Origin of the sequence: Sphingobium herbicidovorans (assembly GCF_002080435.1) — a bacterium.
In the GTDB taxonomy this organism is placed as follows: domain Bacteria; phylum Pseudomonadota; class Alphaproteobacteria; order Sphingomonadales; family Sphingomonadaceae; genus Sphingobium; species Sphingobium herbicidovorans.
The window spans coordinates 588,190-612,312 of the sequence record NZ_CP020538.1 but is presented as its reverse complement, the minus strand read 5'-3'; the positions used below and the strand labels follow the sequence as shown (position 1 = coordinate 612,312).

20 protein-coding genes, 1 tRNA gene and 2 pseudogenes are annotated in these 24,123 nt (G+C 61.6%); 17 read left to right on the top strand and 6 right to left on the bottom strand.

Annotated elements, in window-relative coordinates; all coding sequences use genetic code 11:
- Positions 1-7 precede the first annotated feature (7 nt).
- Genes B6S01_RS02930 through B6S01_RS02920 form a run of 3 tightly spaced genes read right to left on the bottom strand, consistent with a single transcriptional unit; the run spans position 8 to position 3,205 of the window.
- Positions 8-1,015, bottom strand: a complete 1,008-nt coding sequence (locus B6S01_RS02930) for a site-specific integrase (RefSeq protein WP_037467462.1) — start codon at positions 1,013-1,015, stop codon at positions 8-10.
- Positions 1,008-1,964, bottom strand: a complete 957-nt coding sequence (locus B6S01_RS02925) for a tyrosine-type recombinase/integrase (RefSeq protein WP_007015333.1) — start codon at positions 1,962-1,964, stop codon at positions 1,008-1,010. The genes B6S01_RS02930 and B6S01_RS02925 overlap by 8 nt, the downstream gene beginning before the upstream one ends.
- Positions 1,961-3,205: a site-specific integrase gene (locus tag B6S01_RS02920; RefSeq protein ID WP_037467461.1), complete on the bottom strand. Its 1,245-nt coding sequence runs from the start codon at positions 3,203-3,205 to the stop codon at positions 1,961-1,963. Before B6S01_RS02920 ends, B6S01_RS02925 begins: the two co-directional genes overlap by 4 nt.
- A gap of 170 nt (positions 3,206-3,375) precedes the next feature.
- Here B6S01_RS02920 and B6S01_RS02915 point away from each other — a divergent pair.
- Positions 3,376-3,570, top strand: a pseudogene (locus B6S01_RS02915) (transposase domain-containing protein); the annotation flags it as partial.
- A gap of 88 nt (positions 3,571-3,658) precedes the next feature.
- Here B6S01_RS02915 and B6S01_RS02910 read toward each other — a convergent pair.
- Positions 3,659-3,735, bottom strand: a tRNA-Met gene (locus B6S01_RS02910).
- Between the two features lie 241 nt (positions 3,736-3,976).
- Between B6S01_RS02910 and B6S01_RS02905 the strand changes: the two are divergent.
- From B6S01_RS02905 to trxB, 5 genes and pseudogenes are all read left to right on the top strand, one after another.
- A pseudogene (locus B6S01_RS02905) lies at positions 3,977-5,385 on the top strand (circularly permuted type 2 ATP-grasp protein).
- 79 nt (positions 5,386-5,464) lie between these two features.
- A complete protein-coding gene (locus tag B6S01_RS02900) occupies positions 5,465-6,397 on the top strand; it encodes an alpha-E domain-containing protein (protein WP_037466289.1) in 933 nt (310 codons plus the stop codon).
- 16 nt (positions 6,398-6,413) lie between these two features.
- Positions 6,414-7,286, top strand: coding sequence for a transglutaminase family protein (locus tag B6S01_RS02895; RefSeq protein WP_037466287.1), 873 nt, complete (start codon positions 6,414-6,416; stop codon positions 7,284-7,286).
- A gap of 24 nt (positions 7,287-7,310) precedes the next feature.
- Entirely contained in the window at positions 7,311-8,048 is a 738-nt protein-coding gene (locus tag B6S01_RS02890) for a peptidase (RefSeq protein WP_037466285.1), read from the top strand.
- Positions 8,049-8,215: 167 nt separating this feature from the next.
- Entirely contained in the window at positions 8,216-9,178 is a 963-nt protein-coding gene (gene trxB, locus B6S01_RS02885) for a thioredoxin-disulfide reductase (protein WP_037466282.1), read from the top strand.
- A 66-nt stretch (positions 9,179-9,244) separates the two neighbouring features.
- Here the strand turns inward: trxB and B6S01_RS02880 are convergent, their stop codons facing one another.
- On the bottom strand, positions 9,245-9,535 hold the full coding sequence (locus B6S01_RS02880; RefSeq protein ID WP_037466280.1) for an acyl carrier protein: 291 nt from the start codon (positions 9,533-9,535) through the stop codon (positions 9,245-9,247).
- 29 nt (positions 9,536-9,564) lie between these two features.
- On the bottom strand, positions 9,565-10,572 hold the full coding sequence (locus B6S01_RS02875) for a GNAT family N-acetyltransferase (RefSeq protein WP_037466279.1): 1,008 nt from the start codon (positions 10,570-10,572) through the stop codon (positions 9,565-9,567).
- Between the two features lie 49 nt (positions 10,573-10,621).
- On the opposite strand from B6S01_RS02875, the gene B6S01_RS02870 reads away from it, so the two are divergent.
- The 11 genes from B6S01_RS02870 (at position 10,622) to xrtA (ending at position 24,114) form a co-directional block, all read left to right on the top strand.
- Positions 10,622-12,154: an acyl-CoA ligase (AMP-forming), exosortase A system-associated gene (locus B6S01_RS02870; protein WP_037466277.1), complete on the top strand. Its 1,533-nt coding sequence runs from the start codon at positions 10,622-10,624 to the stop codon at positions 12,152-12,154.
- Positions 12,151-13,383 carry a pyridoxal-dependent decarboxylase, exosortase A system-associated gene (locus B6S01_RS02865; RefSeq protein ID WP_037466276.1) on the top strand — a complete coding sequence of 411 codons (1,233 nt, stop codon included), beginning with the start codon at positions 12,151-12,153 and terminating at the stop codon, positions 13,381-13,383. The genes B6S01_RS02870 and B6S01_RS02865 overlap by 4 nt, the downstream gene beginning before the upstream one ends.
- Before the next feature lie 132 nt (positions 13,384-13,515).
- The gene (locus B6S01_RS02860) at positions 13,516-14,160 is read left to right on the top strand and encodes an XrtA/PEP-CTERM system exopolysaccharide export protein (protein WP_037466275.1); all 645 of its coding nucleotides are present in this window, start codon (positions 13,516-13,518) and stop codon (positions 14,158-14,160) included.
- A gap of 2 nt (positions 14,161-14,162) precedes the next feature.
- A complete protein-coding gene (locus B6S01_RS02855; RefSeq protein ID WP_037466274.1) occupies positions 14,163-15,677 on the top strand; it encodes an XrtA system polysaccharide chain length determinant in 1,515 nt (504 codons plus the stop codon).
- A 10-nt stretch (positions 15,678-15,687) separates the two neighbouring features.
- Complete coding sequence (locus B6S01_RS02850; RefSeq protein WP_037466272.1) at positions 15,688-16,605, top strand: P-loop NTPase; 918 nt, start codon at positions 15,688-15,690, stop codon at positions 16,603-16,605.
- A gap of 23 nt (positions 16,606-16,628) precedes the next feature.
- Positions 16,629-18,200, top strand: a complete 1,572-nt coding sequence (locus B6S01_RS02845) for a hypothetical protein (protein WP_094182628.1) — start codon at positions 16,629-16,631, stop codon at positions 18,198-18,200.
- 22 nt (positions 18,201-18,222) lie between these two features.
- Positions 18,223-19,428, top strand: coding sequence for an XrtA/PEP-CTERM system-associated ATPase (locus tag B6S01_RS02840; RefSeq protein ID WP_037466268.1), 1,206 nt, complete (start codon positions 18,223-18,225; stop codon positions 19,426-19,428).
- 18 nt (positions 19,429-19,446) lie between these two features.
- Entirely contained in the window at positions 19,447-20,295 is an 849-nt protein-coding gene (locus B6S01_RS02835) for an XrtA system polysaccharide deacetylase (protein WP_037466266.1), read from the top strand.
- Positions 20,292-21,356, top strand: a complete 1,065-nt coding sequence (locus tag B6S01_RS02830; RefSeq protein WP_037466265.1) for a FemAB family XrtA/PEP-CTERM system-associated protein — start codon at positions 20,292-20,294, stop codon at positions 21,354-21,356. The genes B6S01_RS02835 and B6S01_RS02830 overlap by 4 nt, the downstream gene beginning before the upstream one ends.
- On the top strand, positions 21,353-22,582 hold the full coding sequence (locus B6S01_RS02825) for a TIGR03087 family PEP-CTERM/XrtA system glycosyltransferase (RefSeq protein WP_037466263.1): 1,230 nt from the start codon (positions 21,353-21,355) through the stop codon (positions 22,580-22,582). Before B6S01_RS02830 ends, B6S01_RS02825 begins: the two co-directional genes overlap by 4 nt.
- Positions 22,579-24,114: an exosortase A gene (gene xrtA, locus B6S01_RS02820; RefSeq protein WP_037466261.1), complete on the top strand. Its 1,536-nt coding sequence runs from the start codon at positions 22,579-22,581 to the stop codon at positions 24,112-24,114. Before B6S01_RS02825 ends, xrtA begins: the two co-directional genes overlap by 4 nt.
- Positions 24,115-24,123 lie beyond the last annotated feature (9 nt).

Genomic DNA, 24,123 nt, shown 5'->3' with positions numbered 1-24,123 from the left:
CACATAATCACAGCGACTGCAGGAAGCTCATCAGATTGTCCGAGGCTCGGAAGCGGCCCGGCGCGGCGGCGCTTGGTTGCAGCTTCATCAGAGCCTGTTCCTTCATCGCGAGATCGGCTTCGACGTACATATGCGTCGTGGCCGTATCTTCATGACCGAGCCACAGGGCGATGACGGTGATATCGACGCCCGATTGAAGCAGGTGCATCGCTGTTGTGTGCCGAACCGTATGGGGTGTGATCGGGCGGTCAAGGAGACTTGGATTCTTGCGACCTGCGGTCACAACGGCAAGGTTCAAGCGCTGAGTGAGGTTCGAGCGGGTCATGCGGCCGCCGCTTCGGTTCGGAAACAGGAAACTATCCCCAGAGGGATCGCCGATCTGGCGGCGCCAGGACCTGATGAGCGCGGCAGTCAGACGCCAGAGCGGCACGCTGCGTTCTTTGCGGCCCTTGCCACGCAGATGCACGGCGGGCTGACCTTCAAGCACAACGTCCCGGCACCGCATGCCGATCATCTCGGAAACGCGGGCGCCCGTGTTGTACATCATGCTGAACAAGGCGCGGTCGCGGTGTCCAGCCCAGCTAAGCCGGTCAGGTGCGTCGAGAATGGCGCTGATCTCGGGCCGTGACAAAAACCCGACCATTGATCGATCAAATCGCTTGAAGGGGATTGCCAGCGCCCGTTCTATCGTTGCTAGCGACGCAAGGTCGTGATGCGATGCATATTTAAGGAACGTCCTGATCGCGGCGAGACGTGCGTTGCGGCTTCGAACGCTGTTGCCTCGATCCTTCTCGAGATGGTCGAGAAAGGCGAGCAACAACGGCGCGTCGAGATCGGGCAACGTGATAGCGCTGGGCGTTCGATGGAGTGCCACGGCCGCGTAGTTGAGGAGCAGGCGCAAGGTATCCCGATATGCCGCTACGGTCTGAGCGCTGACCGCGCGCTGCTCACCGAGATGATCCAGAAAGAAGCGCTGGACGAGCGTCGGCAATGTTGGAGGGGTACGGTCAGTCATGAACCGCCTCCCCGAAAGCAAAACTCTCGAAGCGGTTGCCTGCGGTGGCCATCAAATCCGGGATGCCGGTCAAATACCAGTAGGTGTCTGACACCTTTGCATGACCGACGTAGGTTGAGAGGGCCGCGATCGCATTGTCGATATCGACACCCTCAGCTTGCCACCGTTGAATGCGCCTGCAGATAAATGTGTGCCGGAGGTCATGGATGCGAACGTTGCGATAGGCACCGCGGGCAACGATGGCGGCTTCGTCGCGCAACTTCTGGAATGTCCAATGTACCGCACGCTTTTTTAGCGATCGTGATGGGGTCGAGACGAAAAATGGATCCTCAGCCACGCGTGGCAGGAAGCGGTCCCGCATGCCAAGATAGTCGGCGAGCGCAACGGCGACGGTGGCGTGGAGCGGCACATGCCGCGATTTGCTGAACTTCGTCATCCGGACCGTCAAACATCGACTTCCGAGGTCCACATCGGCGCAGCGCAGCTTGATCGCTTCGGAAACGCGCAGGCCGGTTGCGGCAATCAGTCCATAAAAGGCTTCGAACGCAGCAGGCCGCAGGCCACCTTCTGGGTCGAGGCGACGTGCCGCTGCAAGCAACGCCGAGATCTCGTCCTCAGTGTAGATATGGGGCGTGGCCCTGCGCTGGGACCTGCCGAATATCTGGGCCTGCGGGAACTCAGTGGCCGGATCTTCCCGCAGAAGGTAGGCGGCGAAAGGCCGAAGTATGTCGAGCCGGCGCGCCCACGCTCGCGGTTCACTGCCTCGCGCATGCCCCTTTGCCCACTCAATGGCTAGGTCCGATGTCAGCGAACCCTGGTGGCCAGAACTATCGAAGAAACTGCCGAAGGATCGAAGCTGGCTGGCGTTCGGCCCATCTCCACGGAAGCCCAGCGATGTACGCTCGGCAAGGTAGGCCTCTACCTGCGCTGTCATGGTAATCGACATCATGAGGCCCTCCCTGGCCAGGGCATGGCCACGGCCGACAGCCGACGGAGATCGATCTTGGTGTAAATCTTCGACGTGTCGAGGCTACGGTGACGCAGGATATCGGCGATGTGCTTCATGGGCGTGCCGTCGCTGAGCAGGCGGCTCGCGATGCTGTGACGAAGGATGTGGGGATCAGTCCGATCCAATCCGCATCGTGCGAAAGCCGCGATCACCGCATGCTTGGCGACGCCCGCCCTGATCGGGACGTCATACGGCGCTACATGGCGAACGAAAATCGCACGGTTACTGGTCTTCGGCCGCTCATGGCGCAAATAGTCTGCGATGGCGTCGCCGGTGGCCACCGGCAATGGAAGGCTGTCGGTGAAATGCGTCTTGGTCCTGGCTATACGAATGATCCCGTTGCGCCAATCGACGTCGTCGAGGCGAAGTTTTACGACCTCGGAACATCGTAGCCCGAGATCGGTGACGCATCTGACCATTGCGTAAGCGCGCCGCCGTGAGGGCAGATGATCGTCGAATGACGCGAGAACCTCGTCAATCTGGGTTGGCGACAACACGTCGGGCAACTCCGCCAGGCGCCAATGCGCGGCCCGCGGAATCGCCTGCAAGAGCCGACCGACATCATCGCCCAACATCTTGCGAAACTTGAAATAACATCCAACTGTGCCGCCAGCGACACGCACGGCGCCACTACTCCAACAACGGCCTTCGCCGATGACAAAGCGCCGGACGACTGCCGGGTCGAGCTTCTCAGGATCAATCTCGCCATCACCGAACCGCTCAAGGAGCAGCCGGCGAATGATATGGATCCGCTGCCGCCGCGTTGTGTCCGCCAGGCCACCGACATCGCGCATGTAGCGATCGAAGGCCGCCAGTTCACCATCGAGCCAGCCCCTCTGTTCGATCGCCGCAATCCGCCTTTGGGCACGAAGCACACGCAGAAGGTGCCGGATAGCCACGCGCAACTCGTGGTGCACCTTGCGGACCGGGTAAGGGCAATCGCAAGACGGCACATGGGTATCCAGGAACCTCCATTGCGCCGCCTCATCGATCAGCGCGATGTCCAAGCCTTCCTCGGTCGTCCACTTCGCGAAATGCGCGACGCAAGCAAAATACACTCGCACTGTGTGCGGATGATATCGGCCCGCTCGAAGATAAGAGACATACTCCTCCTCCACGGACGAAAAGACACTGTTCGTCAGCCAGCGGCGCGGACCCGGCTGCAATAGATCAGACTTCATAAAACGCTCCTCTCCAGATGGTGGTCGGAGAGGGGAGCGTATTATGTGCAGCTAAAGTTAGTCATGCTGCAACGTATGCGGCGGAAAATAGCGGACTGGGCACAACCCGCCGTTGGCACCTGCGCATAATCCGGCGCTTCGCATAATTACGGTTATGCATACCTTTCCATAACCGTAAGAACGCGCTTTTCGCCGGCTCTGACGAAGGCGGCGACAACTGGGCGGTCATCGCCACGCTCATCGAAAACTGCAAGCTGGGCGGGATCAACCCAAACGACTGGCTGACCCAGACCCTCACTGCGCTCGCCAACGGCCATCCCGCCAATCGCGTTCATGAACTCATGCCCTGGATCGCCGTGGGCTGAGGCCACCGCTTACCGACAGCTGACGGGGGCGAGAAGCGGATTGCACGGCTGCTGCGGGTGGCTGTGCCAACTAAGTGGACTGTAAAGTTGGTAGCGGAGGAGGGACTTGAACCCCCGACACGCGGATTATGATTCCGCTGCTCTAACCAGCTGAGCTACTCCGCCCCATGGGCTGCGCAGGAACCTCGTTCGCTGCGGTGGGCGCGCTATAAGCAGAGCGGTTGGTGGGGTCAACGGGGTTTGGAGGATCGCACGCAAAATCTCTTTCCATGCTCAAGATAGCCGCACCGCCGAAAAAGATGCCTGCAGCAACCGTAGATCGTCTTTTGCGCTTGCAATCGTTCCGTCACATTGCACTAATGCTGCAATGCACAACCGGGGATGCCCCCGAGGGAGGATTGACGCTTTGCCCTTCCAGGAAATGTTTGAGCCCGATGGTTCGATACGCCCTTGTTATGCGGAAGTGCAGAATTGGGTAGAGCGGACAGGCATTGCAGGGCTTAATCGTCGATTGGATGAGGCTGAGGCGATTTTCCGCCGGATCGGGATAACTTTTGCCGTCTATGGCGAGGGTGGGGACCCGGAACGGCTGATCCCGTTCGACCTCCTGCCACGCATCTTCACCGCGCAGGAGTGGCGTGTTCTCGATCGGGGCATCCGCCAGCGGGCGCGGGCATTAAATGCGTTTTTGCATGATGTCTATCACCGCGGTGAAATCGTGAAAGCGGGCATCATGCCTGCCGACATCATCTATCAGAATAGCGCATATCTCGCTGAAATGGCTAACTTTTCTCCGCCAGGAAAGGTTTACAGCCATATCGTCGGCATCGATATTGTCCGGACGGGACCCTCACGGTTTGAGGTGCTGGAGGATAATTGCCGCACACCTTCGGGCGTGTCCTACATGCTGGAAAATCGCGAGATCATGACGCGCATGTTCCCCGAACTGTTCGGTCAGGGGCTTGTGGCGCCGGTGGACGATTATCCGGCCGAGTTGCTCAAGAGCCTGAAGGAAGTCGCGCCCCCGGCCTGCAAGGGCGACCCTGTGGTCGTGTTGCTGACCCCCGGATCGCTCAACAGCGCCTATTATGAGCATAGCTTCCTGGCCGACCTGATGGGGATCGAGCTGGTTGAGCCTGCGGACCTGTTTGTCGATGAGGATCGCGTCTGGATGAAGACGACGCTCGGGCCCAAGCAGGTGGACGTCATTTATCGCCGGATAGACGACGAATATCTCGATCCGCTGGTGTTCCGTCCGGACAGTATGCTCGGCATTCCAGGTATTTTTAACGTCTATCGCAGTGGCGGGGTGACGCTGGCGTCGGCTCCCGGCGCCGGCATTGCCGACGACAAGGCAGTTTATATCTATGTACCGGAAATGATCCGCTTTTATTTGGGCGAGCAGCCTATCCTGGACAACATCCAGACGTGGCAATGCAGCAAGCCCGACGAACGCGCCTATGTGCTGGAACATCTGCACGAACTGGTGGCGAAGGAAGTGCATGGGTCGGGCGGCTACGGGATGCTCATCGGACCCAAGTCGACCAGAGACGAGGTTGCCGCCTATGCCGACCGCATCCGGGCCAATCCCGGCGAGTTTATCGCGCAACCGACGCTTGATCTTTCCACCGTGCCTACATTGGGTCCGGCGACCGTGGTGGGGCGGCATGCAGATTTCCGGCCTTATTGCCTGGTCGGCAAGCAGATCCGGCTGGTGCCCGGCGGCCTCACCCGTGTCGCGCTGACCGAAGGGTCGCTGGTGGTGAACTCCAGTCAGGGCGGGGGGTGAAGGATACGTGGGTGTTGCAGGATTGATCGAAATGAATAGCGCGCGCCCCCTATCACCGTCCGTGCGGCTCCGGCGCGCTGCGCATGATGGGGCGAGGAGGGGCGCATGCTGAGCCGGACCGCTGAGAATCTGTTCTGGATGGCGCGCTACATGGAGCGGGCCGAGGCGACGGCCCGCCTGCTGACCATGGGGCAGCGCATGGCGATACTGCCCGGTGCGCACCATCGGGATGAGTGGCGATCCGTGGTGCGGGCGACGGGCAACGGCGGCAGCTTCCCCGAAGGCGTGCAGGTGACGGAAAGCGACGCTGTTTCCTACCTGATGCTGGACCCTGATAATGCCAGTTCGATCCGGTCCTGTTTGCTGAAGGCACGCGCAAACGCGAAGTCGGCCCGCACCATGCTGACCCAGGATATGTGGGAGGCATTGAATGAGGGCTGGCGCAAGCTGGACAGCTATGACGTGGGAGAGGCGCGGCAGCAGCTTCCTGCGCTGATCGACTGGGTGAAGACCCGTGTCATGACCTTTCGCGGGGCGGCGCATTCCGGGCAGTTGCGCAATGAAGGCCACGACTTTCTACGCGCCGGGTCGGCGCTGGAGCGGGCGCAGATGACGCTGCGACTGCTGGACGTCAAATATTATGTGCTGCTGCCCGAGACCGAGGTGATCGGGGGCAATCGGGATCATTATCAGTGGACGTCGGTGCTGTATGCGTTGTCGGGAGCGCGGGCCTATCATCATGTATATGGTGGCACCTACACGCCTTGGCAGATCACCGACTTCCTGATGCTGAACCGTCTTTTTCCCCGCAGCGTCGCCTATTGCTACGATCAGCTCGCCTATCGCCTGAATCGCTTGGCCGGGTGGCACAACAGCCGCGGGACCTGCCACGAAACGGTGCTCCAGATGGTCGCCCATCTGGAGCAGCTCGACAGCGGCGAGATTTTCCGTGTGGGTCTCCATGAAACCGTGCAGAGCGGATTGCGGATGACGAACAAGCTGGGCGCGGAGATCGCCCAAACCTACCATTTCGGCTGAAGGAGGCAGGCGCACCGTGAAATTGCTGGTCCGCCACCAGACCATGTATCGCTATGCAGCGACGGCTGGCCGTGTGGCGATGCGACTGAAGCTCATGCCTACTGACACGCGCGCGCAAAAGGTGCTGGAATGGCAGGTGAGCGTGAATGGCGAGCCGGTGGATGGCTTTCGCGCCAACAGCTTTGGCGAGATGGAAGCGGTCTGGATCCGCCACGATAAGCTGGACAATGCGGTCATCGTCGCTGAGGGGCTGGTAGAGACCTGCGATACCAACGGCGTGCTGGGGTGGACAGGCGGGGGCGTGCCGCCTGCCTATTTTCTCCGCGAAACGCGCCTGACCCGCATGTCGGAAGCGATCCGAAACATGGCCCTGGCCTTGCCCGATGGAGACGGCCCGCTGGCGCGCCTCCATTCCCTCTCGGCGGCGGTCAGCGATGCGGTGGCCTATCGCAGCGGCGTCACGAATTCGGGCACCACGGCTGCGGAAGCTTTCGCACTGGGGGCGGGCGTGTGCCAGGATCACGCGCAGATATTCATCGCGGGAGCGCGCGCGATGGGCATAGCGGCGCGGTACGTCACGGGCTACCTACTGGCGGAGGGCGGCGTAGCATTGCATGAAACCCATGCGTGGGTTGAAGCATTGGTGCCTGATCTGGGCTGGGTCGGGTTCGACCCGTCGAACCGGGTGTGCGTGACCGAACGATACCTGCGGCTGGCATCGGGACTGGACGCCAATGCCGCTGCACCAATCCGCGGGTCGGTGACTGTGGCAGGCGATATCTGGATTGACGCGGACGTTCGGATCGCGCAGGCGGAGGAAGGGGTGGAAGAAAGGCAGCTGCAAAGGCAGCAGCAACAAAGCCTTCAGCCATCCATCCCGCAGGGTTGAACGAATATAGGAGCCCCCTGGGCGATGACCTATTGTGTGGCGGTGCGCGTAGACCGGGGACTGGTCATGCTGTCGGACACCCGCACCAATGCGGGCATGGACAATATCGCACGTTTTCGGAAGAGCTTTACCTACAGCGTGCCGGGTGAGCGGGCGATGGTCCTGATGTGTTCGGGCAACCTGTCAATCACGCAGGGCGTGAAGACGAAGCTCGGCCGCGCGATCAAGGATTCACAATTCGATCCCGAAGTTGAAAGCATCCTCAATTGCGCGACGATGCACCGGGCCGCGCAACTGGTCGGTGATGCGATGTGTGAGATGCAGCACCATTATCGCAGCACGATCGAGATGCAGGGGTCGGGCGCGGACGCATCGATCCTGGTCGCAGGGCAGCGCCGTGGCGGCAAGCCGCGCCTATACCTGATTTATTCGGCCGGGAATTTCATAGAGGCGACCGAGGACACGCCCTTCTTCCAGATTGGCGAGCATAAATATGGCAAGCCGATCCTGGACCGCATCATCAAGCGGGATACCACGCTGGAAGATGCGACGAAGGCTGTGCTGGTGTCCATGGATTCGACGCTGCGGTCCAACCTGTCGGTGGGCATGCCGCTGGACCTCAACGTGATCGAGCGGGACAAGTTCGACTTCCGGGTTCGTACACGGATTGAAGCGGATAATGAGGAATTCCAGCTGCTGTCACACAGTTGGTCGGCGACGCTGCGCAAGGGGTTCGAGGGGCTGCCCAACGTGATGGATTGATCTCTGGAGGGCTGCGGGGCTGTCTGCCTGCGATGTGGGATAGACGGGCAGGGCAAAGGCGTATCTTCCCGGCCCCCAAGCAAATCGATGCCATCGTCAGGCTTGCGTGTCCTGCGCCGCTGCCTATTTCATCCCGACAAACGAATCCAAAGAGCTGGGGACATCAGATGACCGCTACCCATTCCACTCGCATGCTGATCCTCGGTTCGGGTCCAGCGGGTCTTTCCGCCGCCATTTACGGCGCGCGCGCGGGCCTGGCGCCGATCGTCGTTCAGGGCATGCAGCCGGGCGGGCAGCTGACTATCACCACGGACGTGGAAAATTATCCGGGCTTTCGCGATGTCATCCAAGGCCCGTGGCTGATGGAGCAGATGCAGGCGCAGGCCGAACATGTCGGCGCCAAGATGATGTATGACCAGATCGTCGACGTCGATCTTTCCGATCGTCCGTTCCGCCTGAAGGGCGATAGCGGCACCGTCTATTATGCCGACAGCCTGGTGATCGCGACGGGCGCGCAGGCGAAATGGCTGGGCGCGGAAGGCGAGCAGTTGTTGCAGGGCAAGGGCGTTTCCGCCTGCGCAACCTGCGACGGGTTCTTCTATCGCGGCAAGAAGGTTGTCGTGATCGGCGGCGGCAATACGGCGGTTGAAGAGGCGCTCTATCTCACCAACCACAGCCATGACGTAACGCTGATCCACCGGCGCGATTCGCTGCGTGCGGAGAAGATCCTGCAGCAGCGGCTGTTCGCGCATCCAAATATCAAGGTGCTGTGGAACCAGAAGATCGATCGCTTCGTAGGCGGCGGCAACCCGGAAGGGCTGGTCGGCGTGGACCTGATCGATACGGTCACGGGCAAGGCGTCCCATATTGAGACAGATGGCGCGTTCGTCGCGATCGGGCATCTGCCTGCGACCGAATTGTTCGTTGGCAAGCTGCCCATGGACGAAGGCTATCTGTTGGTCGAGCCGGGGACGACGCGCACCTCCATTCCGGGCGTCTTCGCAGCGGGCGATGTGAGCGACAAGATATATCGTCAGGCTGTGACGGCCGCGGGCATGGGCTGCATGGCGGCGCTGGATGTCGAGAAGTTTCTTGCCGAGGCGGATTTTGAGGCGATGGCCGCGGAATAGAAGGTCGATTGGAGGGCGCACCCGTGCGCTCTCCATCGCCGTCCCGGAGCGCTGGTAGGCTGCGGCTCAGTCGCCGACCTTTGTCTCCGCAAAGGCTGTCAGCGTGCCGAAGGTCTCGAATGTGTCGCCGTCGATGTCGTCATCCTCGATCAGGATGCCAAGGCGGTCTTCCATTTCGGTGAGCAGCGTGGCGACGGCCATGGAATCCAGTTCCGGGAGCGCGCCGAACAGGGGCGTGTCTGCATCGAATGAATCGACGCGGTCCTGTGCCAGTCCCAGCACGTCGCGCAGCAGATCGCGCATCGCGTTTGTTACGTCGCTTGTCCGGTCGACCGGCATAAAGTTTCCCGCCCGCATGATGGGCGGCTTACCTAGTCGTTCCGCCTTTAACCCACAAGGGCGGAAATGGCGGTTCTTGCGGCGGGAATCCATGTGGACGCGAATCGGGGATTGAAGAAGTCGAGCCGGTACAGGGTCTGGCGCTGCTCCATCCACTCAGCCTTGTAGCTGTTATCGCCGGTCCCATAATCGATGAGTTGGACGTGGTCGCTGTCTATGGCGTGGGCGAACATCGCGTGGCTCAGCAGCGTGCCGGGCGAGCCGCCATCGAAGGCGCGGTCATGCGCCAGCTTGTGAATTAAGGCTGTGCCATTTTCGACTGTCCAGAGCTGGGTCGCAACCGCTTGTCCATTCAGCCGCGCGAAGCCAAGCCGCAGCGTTCCCGCTTCACCTTCGCGGGCGGCCATTTCGCGCAGGAAAGACAGGCCCGGCTCGGGTTGCTTCCAACTGCTGGCATGAACCGCGACATAATCCTTCCAGAGCGCGTCCGTGAGGTCGTGGTGAATGTCGATGGTGAAGCGGCTGGTACGCGCCTTGCGCTGTACCTGATTGCGCAGCCGTCCGGGACGACCTGCCCAATATGCGGCAAAATCACGGCCATTGAGAGCGAGCAAATGGCGTCCGCCCATGGACCGCCGCACCCCGAACCAGCCGCTGCGCCGGAACGCGTCGAGCAACATGCCTGAGCATTCGGCCACCGGATAGAGATCGATATGACGACATGTCTTGATAAGGTTGGCGGCCAGGACTTCCGTTAGCCTGCACCGGGTCTGCGCGTCTGGGTCGCCAAGATAGACCGGAGACCAGGAAAAGCTGTACCAATTGGCGAGCGCTGTCTGCCGTTCTGACGAAGGTGAAAGAAGAAACAGCCACGCCTCCGTGGCGCCTTCAATCACCTGTAGGATGCGGACAGGCTGACGCGCGAAGCAGTGGCCGTGGAGCGATTCGAACCAGTCGATGCGGTCGAAGAGGGACGATGTCGAGGCGCGGTCCATCCTTCCCGAGAGAGCCATTCGGGCATCGGCGACCGTGCTATATTCCCTTGTGACCAGCAAACCACTATCTCCCCGGCACCATCCTCTGCCTTAGGTGAAAAGTCTGGAAATGGAGTTAAGCGGTGCAACCCTGATCGACGGAGAGGAAGTGCGGCCGATCGACCATCTGCTGCTGCGAGGGGATCCTGCGCGCCCGGCGCTTGATGGGCGGTCGGGATCGCAAAATTATGCGGAGCTGGAGGAAACGCTCGGGCGGCTAGCCAAATGGCTGGCGGGTTTCGGCCTGGAAAGGGGCGCCCGAGTCGCGAGTTGGATCGCCAAAGGCCCCGTCGCTGCGTTGATGCCGCTCGCCGCGCCGCGTGCCGGGCTGGTGCATGTGCCGGTCAATCCATTGCTCAAGCATGCGCAGGTGGCGCACATATTGGCCGACAGCGGTGCGCAACTCTTGATAGGGACGGTGGGCCGCCTCGACACTCTGGCGCCTGCGGATGTGCCAGTGGAATGCCGCCTGTTGCGGGAGGATGACGCAGCTTGCGCCATGAGCGGCGGAGGCGCCATGCCGCCTTCGACGGCTGGGCCGGACGATCTGGCGGCGATACTATATACCAGCGGATCTACGGGCCGTCCCAAGGGCGTGATGTTGAGCCACGCGAATCTGTGGCTCGGCGCGGCGGCCGTGGCGAACTATTTGAAGCTGACAGCTGATGACAGGACATTATGCGTGCTGCCTTTCAGCTTCGATTACGGTCAGAATCAGCTGTTTTCCAGCTGGTACGCCGGCGGGTGCGTATATCCGCTCGACTATCTGACGCCGCGTGACGTCATGAAATCGGTGGACCGTCGCGACATAACGACGTTGGCGGGCGTACCGCCGCTTTGGATACAACTGACCGAATTGAACTGGCAGGCAGAAGTCGCCGGCAAACTGAAGCGCCTGACTAACAGTGGGGGCGCGCTTACCCGGCCCCTGGTCACGAAACTACGCAGCCTTTTTCCAGAGGCTGACGTCTATCCCATGTATGGACTGACGGAGGCGTTTCGTTCGACCTACCTGCCGCCGGAACAAGTGGATAGCCATCCAGATTCCATGGGTTCGGCGATACCGCATGCGGAGATATTGGTCGTTCGCCCGGATGGAAGCCTGACCGATGATGATGAGACCGGCGAGTTGGTGCATTGTGGGCCGTTGGTTGCGCAGGGCTATTGGCGCGATCCTGCGCGGACTGCGGAGCGATTCAGGCCAGCACCCCCGGCGTCCCGCTACGGCGGCGTGGCAGTGTGGTCGGGCGACAGCGTGCGGCGCGATGCGGATGGCCTGCTTTATTTCGTCGGCCGCGACGATGCGATGATCAAATCCTCAGGCAACCGCATCAGTCCTTCCGAAATTGAGGAAGCGGCGGTGGCCGTGCCCGGCGTGGCTGAGGCGGTTGCGCTGGGGGTAAAGGATGAAAGGCTGGGGCAGGCGGTGCTGTTGCTGATCCGATCGGACGATGCAGGGTCGGAAGCCGCCGTTGTAGCCAAGCTGAAGACCGAGCTGCCAAATTTCATGCAGCCACGCAGGATAGTCAGGCTGGCGGATTTTCCGCGGACACCCAATGGCAAGATTGATCGCGTGGCGCTTGCCAAGGAATATGACCGATGAAGCCAATGGGACCCATTCCGCCTTTTTTTGGAGGCGAGGAGGGCATGCTGCTGATTGGCGGTTGTGGCGCGGCTAGCCTGGTGGATGAAGCGGGGGATACGCCGCTGTTCGTCTATGACATGAATATTGTCGAACGACAGTTGCAAGTCCTGCGTGATGCCATGCCGAAGGAATTGTCGCTCCACTACGCTGTAAAGGCCAATCCGCACCCGGGATTGCTCGAACGGATGGTGCGGTTGGTCGATGGTTTCGATGTTGCGTCGGGCGGTGAATTGGCGCGCGCGTTAGCCGCTGGCATGGATGCGGCCCATATCAGCTTTGCTGGGCCGGGTAAGCGCGAAGACGAGCTGGTTGCTGCCATTGATGCGGGAATCACGCTTAATCTGGAGTCGGAGGGCGAAGCGCGACGGGCGCTCGCCATTGCAGAGAAACGTGGGCGGATTCCTCGCCTTGCAGTGAGGGTCAATCCCGATTTCGACCTCAAAGGATCGGGCATGCGCATGGGGGGCGGGGCCAAGCCCTTCGGCGTCGACGCGGATAGGGCCGCCGCACTTGCCCGGTCCCTTATCGCCGCCGGGGCGGACTGGCGCGGCTGGCATATCTTTGCCGGATCGCAAGCCCTCGATGCCGAGGCGCTGATCGATACGCAGGCGGCGACGGTCGGTCTGGCGGCGCGGTTGTCGAACGAGGTGGGCGCGTCGCCGCCGCTGGTGAATTTGGGCGGCGGCTTTGGCATCCCCTATTTCCCCGGCGACCAACGGCTGGATGTCGCTCCCATCGGCGAAGCATTGGGGCAGATAATGAATGCGCGGCCGGACATATTGTCGACAAGTAAGTTCGCGATTGAACTCGGCCGCTGGATAGTCGGTGAAGCGGGAGTTTATCTGACGCGCGTGATCGACGTGAAGCAGAGCAAGGGCGAGACGTTCGTGGTCGTCGATGGGGGGTTGCACCATCAACTCGCGGCGAGCGGCAATTTCGGGACGGTGGTGCGGCGCAATTATCCGATCGCGGTCGCCAACCGCTATGGCGCGCCCGCCGCCGAGGAGGCTGTCACGATCGTCGGATGCCTGTGCACGCCCATCGACAAGCTTGGCGACAAGGTTTCGCTGCCTGCTGTGGCCGAAGGCGACCTGATCGCGATTTTCGTCGCAGGGGCCTATGGAGCGTCCGCCAGCCCCGCAGCCTTTCTGGGACATCCACCCGCCCTGGAACTATTACTTGGCTGATATGCCAATAGTTTGACGCCTAACCGTATCTTTACCCTTTGAAGGCAAGAAGATGGCCAAAGCCCATTGCTTTGCGGCCGCTTCATCATCTGGCGGCTGCGCGGCCGTGCGGCTGGATCATGAGGTGAAGATATGCGTTTCCTGTCGCTTTCCCGGGCTTTGATCGGTGCTTCGGTGCCCGCCGTGCTCCTGTCGGGTTGCGCCTCGGGCGGCGGCGACCGACAACTCCCGCCAGCATCCTTCGTTTCGCAGCAGGAGGGGCCGGGCGAGGAATATGTTATAGGGCCGCTCGATGACCTGACCATATTCGTTTGGCGCAACCCGGAATTGGGCGCAAAGGTGCAGGTGCGGCCCGACGGGCGCATCACCACGCCGCTGATCTCCGACATGCCCGCCGTGGGAAAGACGCCCAAGCAGTTGGCCGACGACATGAAGGTCGCGCTGACCAAATATATCGAAAACCCCTTGGTATCGGTAATCGTCAACCAATTTTCCGGCACATTCAGCCAGCAGGTGCGGATCGTCGGGGCGACCGAAAAGCCTGCTTCCATTCCCTATCGCGCCAATATGACGCTGCTGGACGCGATGATCTCTGTCGGGGGGCTCAGCGAATATGCGGCGGGCAACCGCGCGCGGCTGGTCCGCTTTAACAAGGACGAGGGCAAGCAGCAGGAATTCAACGTGCGCATCGGCGACCTGCTGAAACGCGGCGACAGCAAGGCGAATGTCATGCTGGCGCCCGGCGACGTCATCATCATCCCTGAAAGCATGTTCTGATCATGGCGGGTCTTTACGACGAATTGCTGATTGCCCTGCATGGCATATGGATCCGGCGCTGGGTGGCGCTTGGCGTGGCGTGGGCCGTGTGCATGCTGGGCTGGCTGGGCATCGCGCTGGTGCCCAACAGCTATGAAAGCAAGGCGCGGGTCTATGTGAACACGCAGTCGCTGCTGCAGGACAAGGTGGGCATCACACAGGTCCAGTCGCAGCAGGATCTGGACCGCGTTCGCCAGACGCTCGCTAGCACCGCGAATCTGGAACGCGTAGTCAAGGAGACCGACCTTAATCAGACGGTCAGTGGCCCACGCGACATGGCGGCGAAGATCACCGCGCTGCGTGAAGGCATCACCGTCATGGCGCAGGCCGATCCCAGCATGATCGACATCAGCGCGAAGTCTGCCGACTCCAGCCTGTCCGACGGCGCCAATGCCCGGATCGCGCAGCAGGCCGTGCAGAAGCTGATCGACATTTTCCAGGAAGCGAACCTGTCTTCGGATCGGGTAGAGACCAAGCAAAGCCTGGCTTTCCTTGATGAGCAACTCGCTGCGCGCGGACGCCAGCTGGCCGCTGCCGAACAGCGGCGTGTTGAATTCGAGCAGCGCTACGCCGGGGTGCTTCCAGGCGCGGGCTCGATCGGGCAGCGCATGGATGCCGCGCGGATGGAGATCAACAATATCGAGTCTCAGCTGGTGCAGGCGTCCAGCGCGCTGAGCGCCATGAATGGTCAGCTGGCGGGGACTCCGCAGATGTTGCCGGGCACATCCGCGTCAGGTGGCCCCTCTGCACTGGCGCAGGCGCAGGCGGAACTGGCTGGCATGCGTGCGCGTGGCTGGACCAGCGACCATCCAGATGTGATCACAGCGCAACGGCAGGTCGATGCTCTGCGTCGGCAGAGAGGCGATGTTGGGCCAGGCGGATCGCCCAATCCTGCCTATCTTTCGATTAAGTCGATGCAGGCCGAACGAGCTGCGACTGTTCAGGCGTTGCAGGCACGCAAGTCGCAGCTTCAGGCTGACCTCAATGCCATGTCCTCACGGCAGGCCGACGAGCCGGGCCTTGCCGCCGAGCAGGAAAAGCTTGATCGCGATTATGAGGTTCTGAAAACGCAATATGACAAGCTGCTCGCCGACCGCGAGGATGTGCGCCTAAGGGGCGATGTGAAGTCCGAGACCGGCTCGGTCCAGTTTCGCGTTATCAATCCGCCCAACGCTCCGACGGTGCCCACTGCGCCCAATCGACCCCTGCTCTTGCTGGCCGTGCTGGTCGTTGGGATTGGGGCGGGGATCGGCAGCGCTTTTGCCATGGGACAGCTCAAGGGTAGCTTCCCGACGTCGGCGCGCCTGGAGAGGGCGGTAGGGCTTCCGGTCATCGGCTCCATCACCTTGACGGTCAATGCCGCGCAGAAGGTGGTCGAAAAACAGCGGTTGAGATGGTTCGCGGGCGCAACCGGCGGGCTGGCGGGGCTTTGCCTGCTGCTGATCCTGGTCGAATTCATTCAGCGCGGAATGGCGTGAGGAGCGGACGATGAACAAGCATAGCTCCCTGTCTAAAGGTTCGCTGATCGAGCGCGCCACTGAGATCTACGACTTCAGCGTCGCGCTGAAAGGACGCGCGGCGCCATACGTGGAAGTGCCTGATGAAGCGTCACCCCTGCCAGGGGTGGATTTTGCGGAGCCGGTTACCGTTCCGGCGGGCTTTCGTGCGCCGGACTGGCACGGGCCAGTGCAAAGCATTGATCGCATCGCGCTGGCCGAAGGCGATTATCTGCTGCCGGACGGGCCGGTTACGGCGATGAGTGAGGAATTCCGTCTGCTCAAGCGGGACCTGCTTGCCCAATTGGGTGACGATCCGCGCGGCAATCGTATCCTCGTTTGCTCCGCCCATAACGGGGAGGGAAAGAGCTTCTGCGCGGTCAACCTTGCGCTCAGCCTGGCTGCTGAAAAGGACAAGGAAATATTGCTGGTTGATGCCGACTTCGGCAAGCCAGGCATTCCCGAGGCGCTGGGGCTTACGGCCGGTTGCGGCTTGATGGACGCGCTCGCCGATCCGGCAATCACGATTGAGAATTGCGTGATTCGGACGGACATTCCATCGCTGTCAGTGCTGCCTTCTGGCCGGCCGAGCAACAATGATACCGAATATTTGGCCTCCGCGCGCACCGATGCGCTGCTGAACCGCCTTACAGAAGGGCGTCCCGACAGGATCATCCTGTTTGATTCGCCGCCGCTGCTCGCAGCCTCTGCCGGAGCCGTCCTGGCGAGCCACGTTGCGATCGCGCTGCTGGTGGTTCGTGCCGACCAAACCAGCGAAAGCGCGCTGCGCGATGCGGCGGGCATGCTGAAAGGCGCGGGGCAGGTTCAGCTACTCTTGAATGGTGTCACTTTCTCCGGCGGTGGCCGTCGTTTCGGCAGCTACCCGGCCAAGGGGGGCGAGGGCGAATGAAATCGCGCATCTCGTCCAAGCCGATGCACCTTAAACTGCTGGCGGTGATGGCGCTTGCTACGGCACAGCCTCCGGCATCGGCGCAGGAGCGCAAGGTTGATGTGACGCCGTATCTGGGTGTCGATCAAACAGTCATGGCGCCGCTTAAGGGCGGCGGCGATGTTCTGACCTATACCAATGTGACTGCTGGCGTAACCGCCGAAATGCGGACGCGTCGGCTCGAGGTCGTAGCGGATGTGCAGTATAATCATAGCTTCGGCTGGGGACGCGAAGCGACCGATCAGGACGTCATCAGTGGCATCGTGTCAGGTCAATACCTCATCTCGCGAGGGCTGACACTGAATGCGGGCGGACTTGCGACGCGCGTCCGCGCCGATGGTCTTTCCGGCGCTGCCACATTGAATGATAGCCAGACCAGCCACGTCTATGCCGGCTATGCGGGGCCTTCCTATGCGAGGTCGCTGGGCGACGTGGACGTCGCGGCTTCTTATCGCCTGGGCTATGCGCGGGTGGATGAGGATGCCGACTTTGCGGGCTTTCCTGACGAAGGCTCTTTCGCCGATTCCGTCTCGCACAGCCTGGCAGGGTCCGTGGGCATCGCGCCCGGCGTCAGGCTGCCGCTCGGCATTGCGGTCAGCGCTGGTTATGACCGCGAGGATGCAAGCCAGCTCGACCAGCGGTTCGAGGATGGATGGGGCCGTGTCGATGCCACGCTCCCCGTATCGCCGACTGTCGCGCTGGCAGGGGGTGTCGGATATGAGAGGATAAAGATCAGCCAGCGCGCGCCGTTGCTGGATGGCAATGGAGCGCCGGTGGTTCGCAACGGACGCTATGTCACCGACGAGAATTCACCCCGCGCGCTGATATATGATTTCGACGGCATGATCTGGGATGCGGGCGTTCTGTGGCGCCCCAGCCGCCGCACTTCCTTGGAAGCGCGGGTCGGCGAGCGCTATGGCGGCATGAGCTATACTGGCACCTTTGTCTGGGAAGGCCGCAACCAGTCCTTCGCATTGGTGGTGTTTGATGGCATCGACAGCTTCGGACGGATCATAACCTCAAACGTCGCGGCGGTTTCCGGCAGCAGCCTGGATGTTGTGCGTAACCCGTTCACAGGAGACTTCACAGGCTGTGCATTCTCGCAGAGTGGTGGTGGGCAGTGCTTCAACGATGCCCTTGCCGGGATCACGGGCGCGAACTTCCGCTACCGGGGCGTCGCCGCGCAATATGCTGCGCAGCGCGGCCCATGGGGACTGGGGGTCGGCATGGGCTATTCTCAGCGCAAGTTCGTGACGCCCTCGACCCAGACTGTGTTCGTGCGCGGGACAAAGGACCAGAATTGGTACGGCACGGCGTCGCTCAGCTATGTCATCGATGCCCGGTCCAGTATCGATAGCGCTATCTACGCCAATTATTTCGATGCCGGTGACGCACGGCTGGATGTGCTGAACCTCGGTGCGTTCACCAGCTACAATCGGCTTATCAATCGCAATCTTCAGGCATCCGCTTCGCTTGGGCTCGACAGCGCCAAGGCCGACGATCTGGATAGCGTGATTAACGCCATGGGCCAGATTGGCCTGCGATACAGTTTTTAATCCGTCCAGTTGGAGACGAGAGATGTACGACCAATTCTACGGATTTGAGGGCCGCCCGTTTCAGCTGACTCCCGATCCGCATTTCTATTTTGAAAGCGCGACGCATCGCAAGGCGCTGTCCTATCTTGGCTACGGTCTGGCTCAGGGCGAAGGCTTTATCGTCATCACAGGCGATATCGGCGCCGGCAAGACGACGCTGGTTGGACATTTGATGGCGACGATCGATCCGGCGCGGCTAACCGCCGTCAAGATCGTTTCCACCCAGGTCGGTGGCGACGATATGCTGCGCCTCACCGCCCAAAGTTTCGGTTTGCCGACAACTGATATGCCCAAGGCGCAGATATTACGGCAGATCGAAGCGTTTCTGCACAGCCAGGCGCGTGCCGGTCGGCGGTCTCTGCTAATCGTTGACGAGGCGCAGAATCTTTCGGTCCCCGCGATCGAGGAGTTGCGGATGCTTTCCAACTTTCAGTTGGGTGGCCAGTCGCTGTTGCAGATATTCCTGCTGGGTCAGCCCGAATTCCGCGATCTGATGAAGTCCGCTCAACTGGAACAATTGCGCCAGCGCGTGATCGCAACCCATCACCTTGATCCGATGCAGCCGGGCGAGGTCGAACCTTACATTCTGCACCGTCTGGCGATCGTGGGATGGAATGGCGATCCGCAATTCACGCCAGAAGCATTTGCCGCCATCTATGCCGCGACCGGCGGCGTTCCGCGCCGCGTGAACGTGCTGGCCAGTCGTGTCCTGTTGCTGGGCGCACTCGATCAACTGTCAGAGATTGACGCGGACGCCGTCCAGGCGGTGATCGAGGACATGGGCGCGGATAGCGACGCCGATTTGCAGGCCGTGCCCCCTTCGTTTCTGGACCGCGCGGATGAAGCGCCTGCTTCTGCGTCGGCCCAGGCCGCGCCTGCACGCGAAACGCTGCGTGCCGAACTGGATGCGCTGCGCATGCGTCAACCCGAGCCTTCCTCGACACTGATGGACGAGATGGCGGCACTGCGCGCCGAGATCGATTCGTTGCGTATCGAGCAGGCCGCGATCACAGCCGTTGATCCCGAAGCCCTGAAAGATTGCTTCACCCTGATCGAGGAACGGCTGTCATCGCTGGAGTTTCGCGTCGGGGAGCAGGATACTGCCCTGCGCCGCGTGCTGACATTGCTGGTCGAATGGGTCGAGCGCGAACAGCGCATGGGGGATACCCCGCGCAGCGCAGCGGCTTGAACGCGTCGCCAGCCGCCCATGATGCAGAACGCCCTATCGGTTGATGTGGAAGACTGGTTCCATGTCGGCGCTTTCGAACGGACGATCGAACGGGCCAACTGGGACGCGCTGACGCCTCGGGTCGAGCGCAATACCGATGCCGTTCTGGCGCTGTTCGCTGAGGCGGGCGTGAGCGCGACCTTTTTCACGCTCGGTTGGGTGGCGGAGCGATATCCTGCGCTGATACGGCGGATCGCCGATGCGGGTCACGAGGTTGCAAGCCATGGCTATGACCATGCGCGCGTCTTTTCCATGACGCCGGAGGTGTTTCGCGCCGATTTGCGTCGGTCCCGCGCCCTGCTGGAGGACGCGAGCGGCCAGCGCGTCGCAGGATACCGCGCGCCGAGCTTTTCGATCGACCAGCGGACGCCCTGGGCGCACAGCATCCTGGCGGAAGAAGATTATCTCTATTCCAGCAGCGTCGCACCGATCCGCCATGACCATTATGGCTGGCCCGAATCGCCGCGCTTCGCCTGGAAGCCTGTTTCGGGCGCGTCCCTGCTTGAAATGCCCGTGACGACCGCGGAATTTGGTGGGCGTCGGTTGGCGGCGGGCGGAGGCGGCTTTTTCCGGCTGCTGCCTTATGGCTTCTCCCGCTGGGCGATCCGGCAGGTGAATAGCCGAGAAAAGCGGCCGGCGATCATCTATTTTCATCCGTGGGAGATCGACCCAGGCCAGCCGCGCGTGCCGGGTGCTCCGCTCCGCTCGCGCTTGCGTCATTATACCAACCTGTCGGTCATGGCGCAGAAGCTGCGGATGCTGATGCGCGATTTTTCCTGGTCGCGCATGGATGCGGTCGTTGCCAGTGAAGTGGATCGCGCAGCATGATCGTTGGAAATGACATAGGCGTCGTTGCGCTCGATCTGAATGACGCGGCGCAGGTGGAGGCCGCCGAAACATTCGTAATGGGAATGGCGGATGGCACTGCTTTCCATCGCCCGGCCTGGCTGAAAGCAATCGAGCGCGGCACGGGCAATCGCGCCCACATGCTTACGGCCGTAGCGCCTTCAGGACGGATTGCGGGCCTGTTGCCGTTGACCCATATGAGGAGCTGGCTGTTCGGTCAGGCGCTGGTGTCCTCGGGCTTCGGGGTAGATGGCGGGATTCTGGCGCATGATGCCGCCGTAATTGCAGCGCTTGCGAATGCTGCCCAAAGCATGGCGCGCGATAGCGGGGTGGGCTCTGCCGAGCTGCGTGGCGGCCAGCAGCCTGGGGCAGGGTGGGCCATGCATGAAGGAAGCCATTGCGGCTTTGTCCGGCCAATTGCCGCGGACGACGAGGCCGAACTGCGCGCAGTCCCGCGCAAGCACCGGGCCGAGCTGCGTAAGGCGCTCGCCAACCCCGCGCTGCGGGTCCAGGTAGGGCGTGACGAAGCGTTCGTTCGCGCGCATTACAATGTTTATGCGCAGAGCGTACGCAATCTTGGCACGCCCGTTTTCCCGGCAAGGCTCTTTCGTGAGGTGCTGTCGGCCTTCGGAGAGGATGCGGACATATTGCTGGTCCTTGAAGATGATCGACCCGTATCCGCCGTTCTGACCCTATATCATCAAGGGCGCGTGATGCCCTTTTGGGGCGGCGGCATAGCGGATGCCCGCCGCCTGCGCTCCAACGAACTTATGTACTATCGGCTGATGAGCCATGGCCGGGCGCGTGGCATGGCCCTGTTCGATTTCGGCAGGTCGAAGGTTGGGAGCGGTCAGGCGGCGTGGAAGAAGAGCTTTGGCTTCGATCCTGTGCCTCTTGCCTATTATAGCTGGTCAGCGTCTGGCGAGCGGCGTGATATCAATCCCAACAGCGCACGATATCAGCGCCGTGTCGAGCTTTGGAAGAAGCTGCCGCTGCCTGTCGCGAACCTGCTCGGTCCCTTCATTTCGCGGGGGCTGGGATGACGGGCGAGATATTGTTCCTTTGCCACCGCATTCCATTCCCGCCGGACAGGGGCGACAAGATCCGGTCCTTTCACATTTTGAAGAGGTTGGCTGAAATCGCGCCGGTGCATGTTGGCTGTTTTGCCGACGACGACCGGGACATGGGCTTTGCGTCTGAAATGGAGGCGCTTACTGCGAGCCAGTGCGTGCTCCCGCGCAACCGGTCGCGCGCGGTGGCGGGGCTGGCCGGCTTGGTCAGGCGTCAACCGATGCTGGTCAGCATGTATGAGAGCGCCCAGATGCATCGGTGGGTCCAGCATACCATGCGCGAGCGACCAATTACCGCCGTGATGGGCTATTCGGCGCAGATGGCGCATTTCATTCCCGACCTTCCCCCAGGGGTTCGTTTCGTGATGGACTTCGTCGATTTTGATTCGGCGAAATATGCCGCCTATGGCGAGCTTGGCGGAGGCATGATGGGCTGGGTGAACCGGCGTGAGGGGCGCCTCCTCCGGGATTTTGAGCGCACCATCGCCGGTCGCGCGTGCGTCAGCGCGTTTGTAAGCGAAGCGGAAGCCGAACTGTTTCGCACATCAAGTGGCTTCGACAATCGTCGCGTGATCGCGATCGATAACGGCGTTGCGCTTGACTATTTCAATCCGGCGGCGCGCTTCGAGCCGGTGGGGAGGGTAGGGCGCCCCCTGATAGTCTTCACGGGCCAGATGGACTATCGGCCGAATATCGAGGCGGTTGACAGCTTCGCTCATCAGTCGCTGCCAGCATTGCGAGCAATACATCCAGATGCCTGCTTTGCCATTGTAGGACGCAATCCTGCGCCACAGGTTGAGGCGCTAAAGCAGATGCCGGGTGTGATCGTCACTGGATCTGTTCCCGATGTGCGGGGGTGGCTGGCGGCGGCGGATGTGGTGGTCGCGCCCTTGCGCATCGCCCGTGGCATTCAGAACAAGGTGCTGGAGGCGATGGCAATGGCGCGTCCGGTCGTGGCTTCACCCGAAGCGGCGGAGGGTATTGACGCTAGGGATGGCAAGCATTTCCTGATTGCTGCCGACCCTGCCGAAGAAACCGAGAAGGTCGCAGCCTTGCTGGCCGACCCTGGCCGAGCGCAGAGCCTTGGTCAGGCGGCGCGGGCAAGGATGGAAGAACGCTATCGGTGGTCGGAAATGCTGAAGGAGCTGCCTGAGATGCTGTTCGGCCAGCGTGATCGCACGATTGTCAGGGCTGCATGACTCAAGGCGCGCTCTCTATGCCTCGAATGCAAGCTCTGGATGACCTCGGCTGGCGCGGGCATTTGACGGCGCTTGGCATATTCGCTTTCCTGATGCTGTCGTTGTTCCACCGGGACGCCATTGATATGGTGTCTATCTGGTGGAACGCCTCGACCTTTGGTCACTGCCTTTTTATCCCCATTCTGATCGCGTGGTTGGTGCAGCAGCGATTGCCCGGCCTGCGTCAACTGAAACCGGTGGGATGGGCGCCGGGCTTGCTGTGGATTGGCGTGGGTGGCTTTGCCTGGTTGTTGGGCGCGGCGGCTGGTGTCGCCCTTTTCCGCCATGCTGCCCTGATCTTGATGATGCAGGGCGCGGTAGTCACCCTGCTGGGTCCAGCGATTGGGCGGGCGCTTGTCTTTCCGCTTTTCTACGCCTTTTTCATGGTGCCGGCAGGTGAGGAGATCGTCGCGCCGCTGCAATTGATCACCGCGCGACTTTGCATGGCATTCCTCAGCCTGTGGGGTGTGCCTGCCCATCTGGACGGGATATTCATCACCACGCCGACCGGCTATTTCGAGGTGGCGGAGGCCTGTTCGGGAGCGAAATTCGTCATTGCCATGACAGCCTATGGCGCGCTGGTCTGCAATGTTTGCTTTGCCAGTTGGCCGCGCCGGATCATCTTTATGACGGGCGCCCTGATGCTGTCGGTGCTGGCCAACGGCCTGCGCGCCTTCGCCACAATCCTTGTTGCACATCTGACCAGCATTGACGCAGCGGTGGGGTTCGATCACGTCCTCTATGGCTGGGTATTCTTCGCGGCCGTGATGACGTTGGTGATGGCGACAGCCTGGCCGTTTTTCGATAGGCGTCCGGCCGATCCCTGGTTCGATCCTTCGAAGCTCGCGGGCGTCTGGCGGGGCCAAATACGACTTCCTGTCGCTGCCTTAGCCGGGTTGTCGCTGATAGCTGCGGCGCCCCTTTGGCTGATGGTGAGCGCTGCGGCGAGCGTCCCACTGCTGGGTCCGCCAGGATTGCCGAACCTTAAGGGCTGGACCCTGACTGCCGAGCCACCCGCCTATCCATGGAAGCCGCGCTTTGACGGCGCGGACCATCTTGTCATGGGGCGTTATCGTAACACCGCAGGGCAGGTCGTCGACCTTGCTATGGTGAGCTTCGATCGGCAGACCGAGAGGCGCGAACTGGTCGGCTTTGCACAGGGCGCCGCCGATCCAGACCAGAACTGGACCTGGTCCTCGCCCGCTCCCGCGCCAAAGGAGGGGTTCGCTGAACAGATTACCGCGCCGGGGCCGGTGGTCCGGCATGTGGTAAGTTTTTACAAGGTGGGCGACGCGCCTATCACCGGCAGTGCGCCGCGCGTAAAGTTCGATACCATGAAGGCGAGGCTGCTTGGCCGGGATCAGCGCGCGGGCGCTATCCTGATCTCGGCGGAAAACCGGCCCGGGATGAACGCCGACGCTGCTATCGCAATGTTTCTGCGCGACATCGAAGATGTGAAGGATTTGGCTGACCGCAGCCTCGGCATCGGCTAAAGCCCTTTC

Bases quoted from the DNA above. Each gene is read 5' to 3' on its own strand.
- B6S01_RS02930 (WP_037467462.1), bottom strand. From the start codon at position 1,015: ATGACTGACCGTACCCCTCCAACATTGCCGACGCTCGTCCAGCGCTTC.
- B6S01_RS02925 (WP_007015333.1), bottom strand. From the start codon at position 1,964: ATGATGTCGATTACCATGACAGCGCAGGTAGAGGCCTACCTTGCCGAG.
- B6S01_RS02920 (WP_037467461.1), bottom strand. From the start codon at position 3,205: ATGAAGTCTGATCTATTGCAGCCGGGTCCGCGCCGCTGGCTGACGAAC.
- B6S01_RS02900 (WP_037466289.1), top strand. From the start codon at position 5,465: ATGCTGAGCCGGACCGCTGAGAATCTGTTCTGGATGGCGCGCTACATG.
- B6S01_RS02890 (WP_037466285.1), top strand. From the start codon at position 7,311: ATGACCTATTGTGTGGCGGTGCGCGTAGACCGGGGACTGGTCATGCTG.
- trxB (WP_037466282.1), top strand. From the start codon at position 8,216: ATGACCGCTACCCATTCCACTCGCATGCTGATCCTCGGTTCGGGTCCA.
- B6S01_RS02880 (WP_037466280.1), bottom strand. From the start codon at position 9,535: ATGCGGGCGGGAAACTTTATGCCGGTCGACCGGACAAGCGACGTAACA.
- B6S01_RS02870 (WP_037466277.1), top strand. From the start codon at position 10,622: ATGGAGTTAAGCGGTGCAACCCTGATCGACGGAGAGGAAGTGCGGCCG.
- B6S01_RS02865 (WP_037466276.1), top strand. From the start codon at position 12,151: ATGAAGCCAATGGGACCCATTCCGCCTTTTTTTGGAGGCGAGGAGGGC.
- B6S01_RS02860 (WP_037466275.1), top strand. From the start codon at position 13,516: ATGCGTTTCCTGTCGCTTTCCCGGGCTTTGATCGGTGCTTCGGTGCCC.
- B6S01_RS02855 (WP_037466274.1), top strand. From the start codon at position 14,163: ATGGCGGGTCTTTACGACGAATTGCTGATTGCCCTGCATGGCATATGG.
- B6S01_RS02850 (WP_037466272.1), top strand. From the start codon at position 15,688: ATGAACAAGCATAGCTCCCTGTCTAAAGGTTCGCTGATCGAGCGCGCC.
- B6S01_RS02845 (WP_094182628.1), top strand. From the start codon at position 16,629: ATGCACCTTAAACTGCTGGCGGTGATGGCGCTTGCTACGGCACAGCCT.
- B6S01_RS02840 (WP_037466268.1), top strand. From the start codon at position 18,223: ATGTACGACCAATTCTACGGATTTGAGGGCCGCCCGTTTCAGCTGACT.
- B6S01_RS02835 (WP_037466266.1), top strand. From the start codon at position 19,447: ATGATGCAGAACGCCCTATCGGTTGATGTGGAAGACTGGTTCCATGTC.
- B6S01_RS02830 (WP_037466265.1), top strand. From the start codon at position 20,292: ATGATCGTTGGAAATGACATAGGCGTCGTTGCGCTCGATCTGAATGAC.
- B6S01_RS02825 (WP_037466263.1), top strand. From the start codon at position 21,353: ATGACGGGCGAGATATTGTTCCTTTGCCACCGCATTCCATTCCCGCCG.
- xrtA (WP_037466261.1), top strand. From the start codon at position 22,579: ATGACTCAAGGCGCGCTCTCTATGCCTCGAATGCAAGCTCTGGATGAC.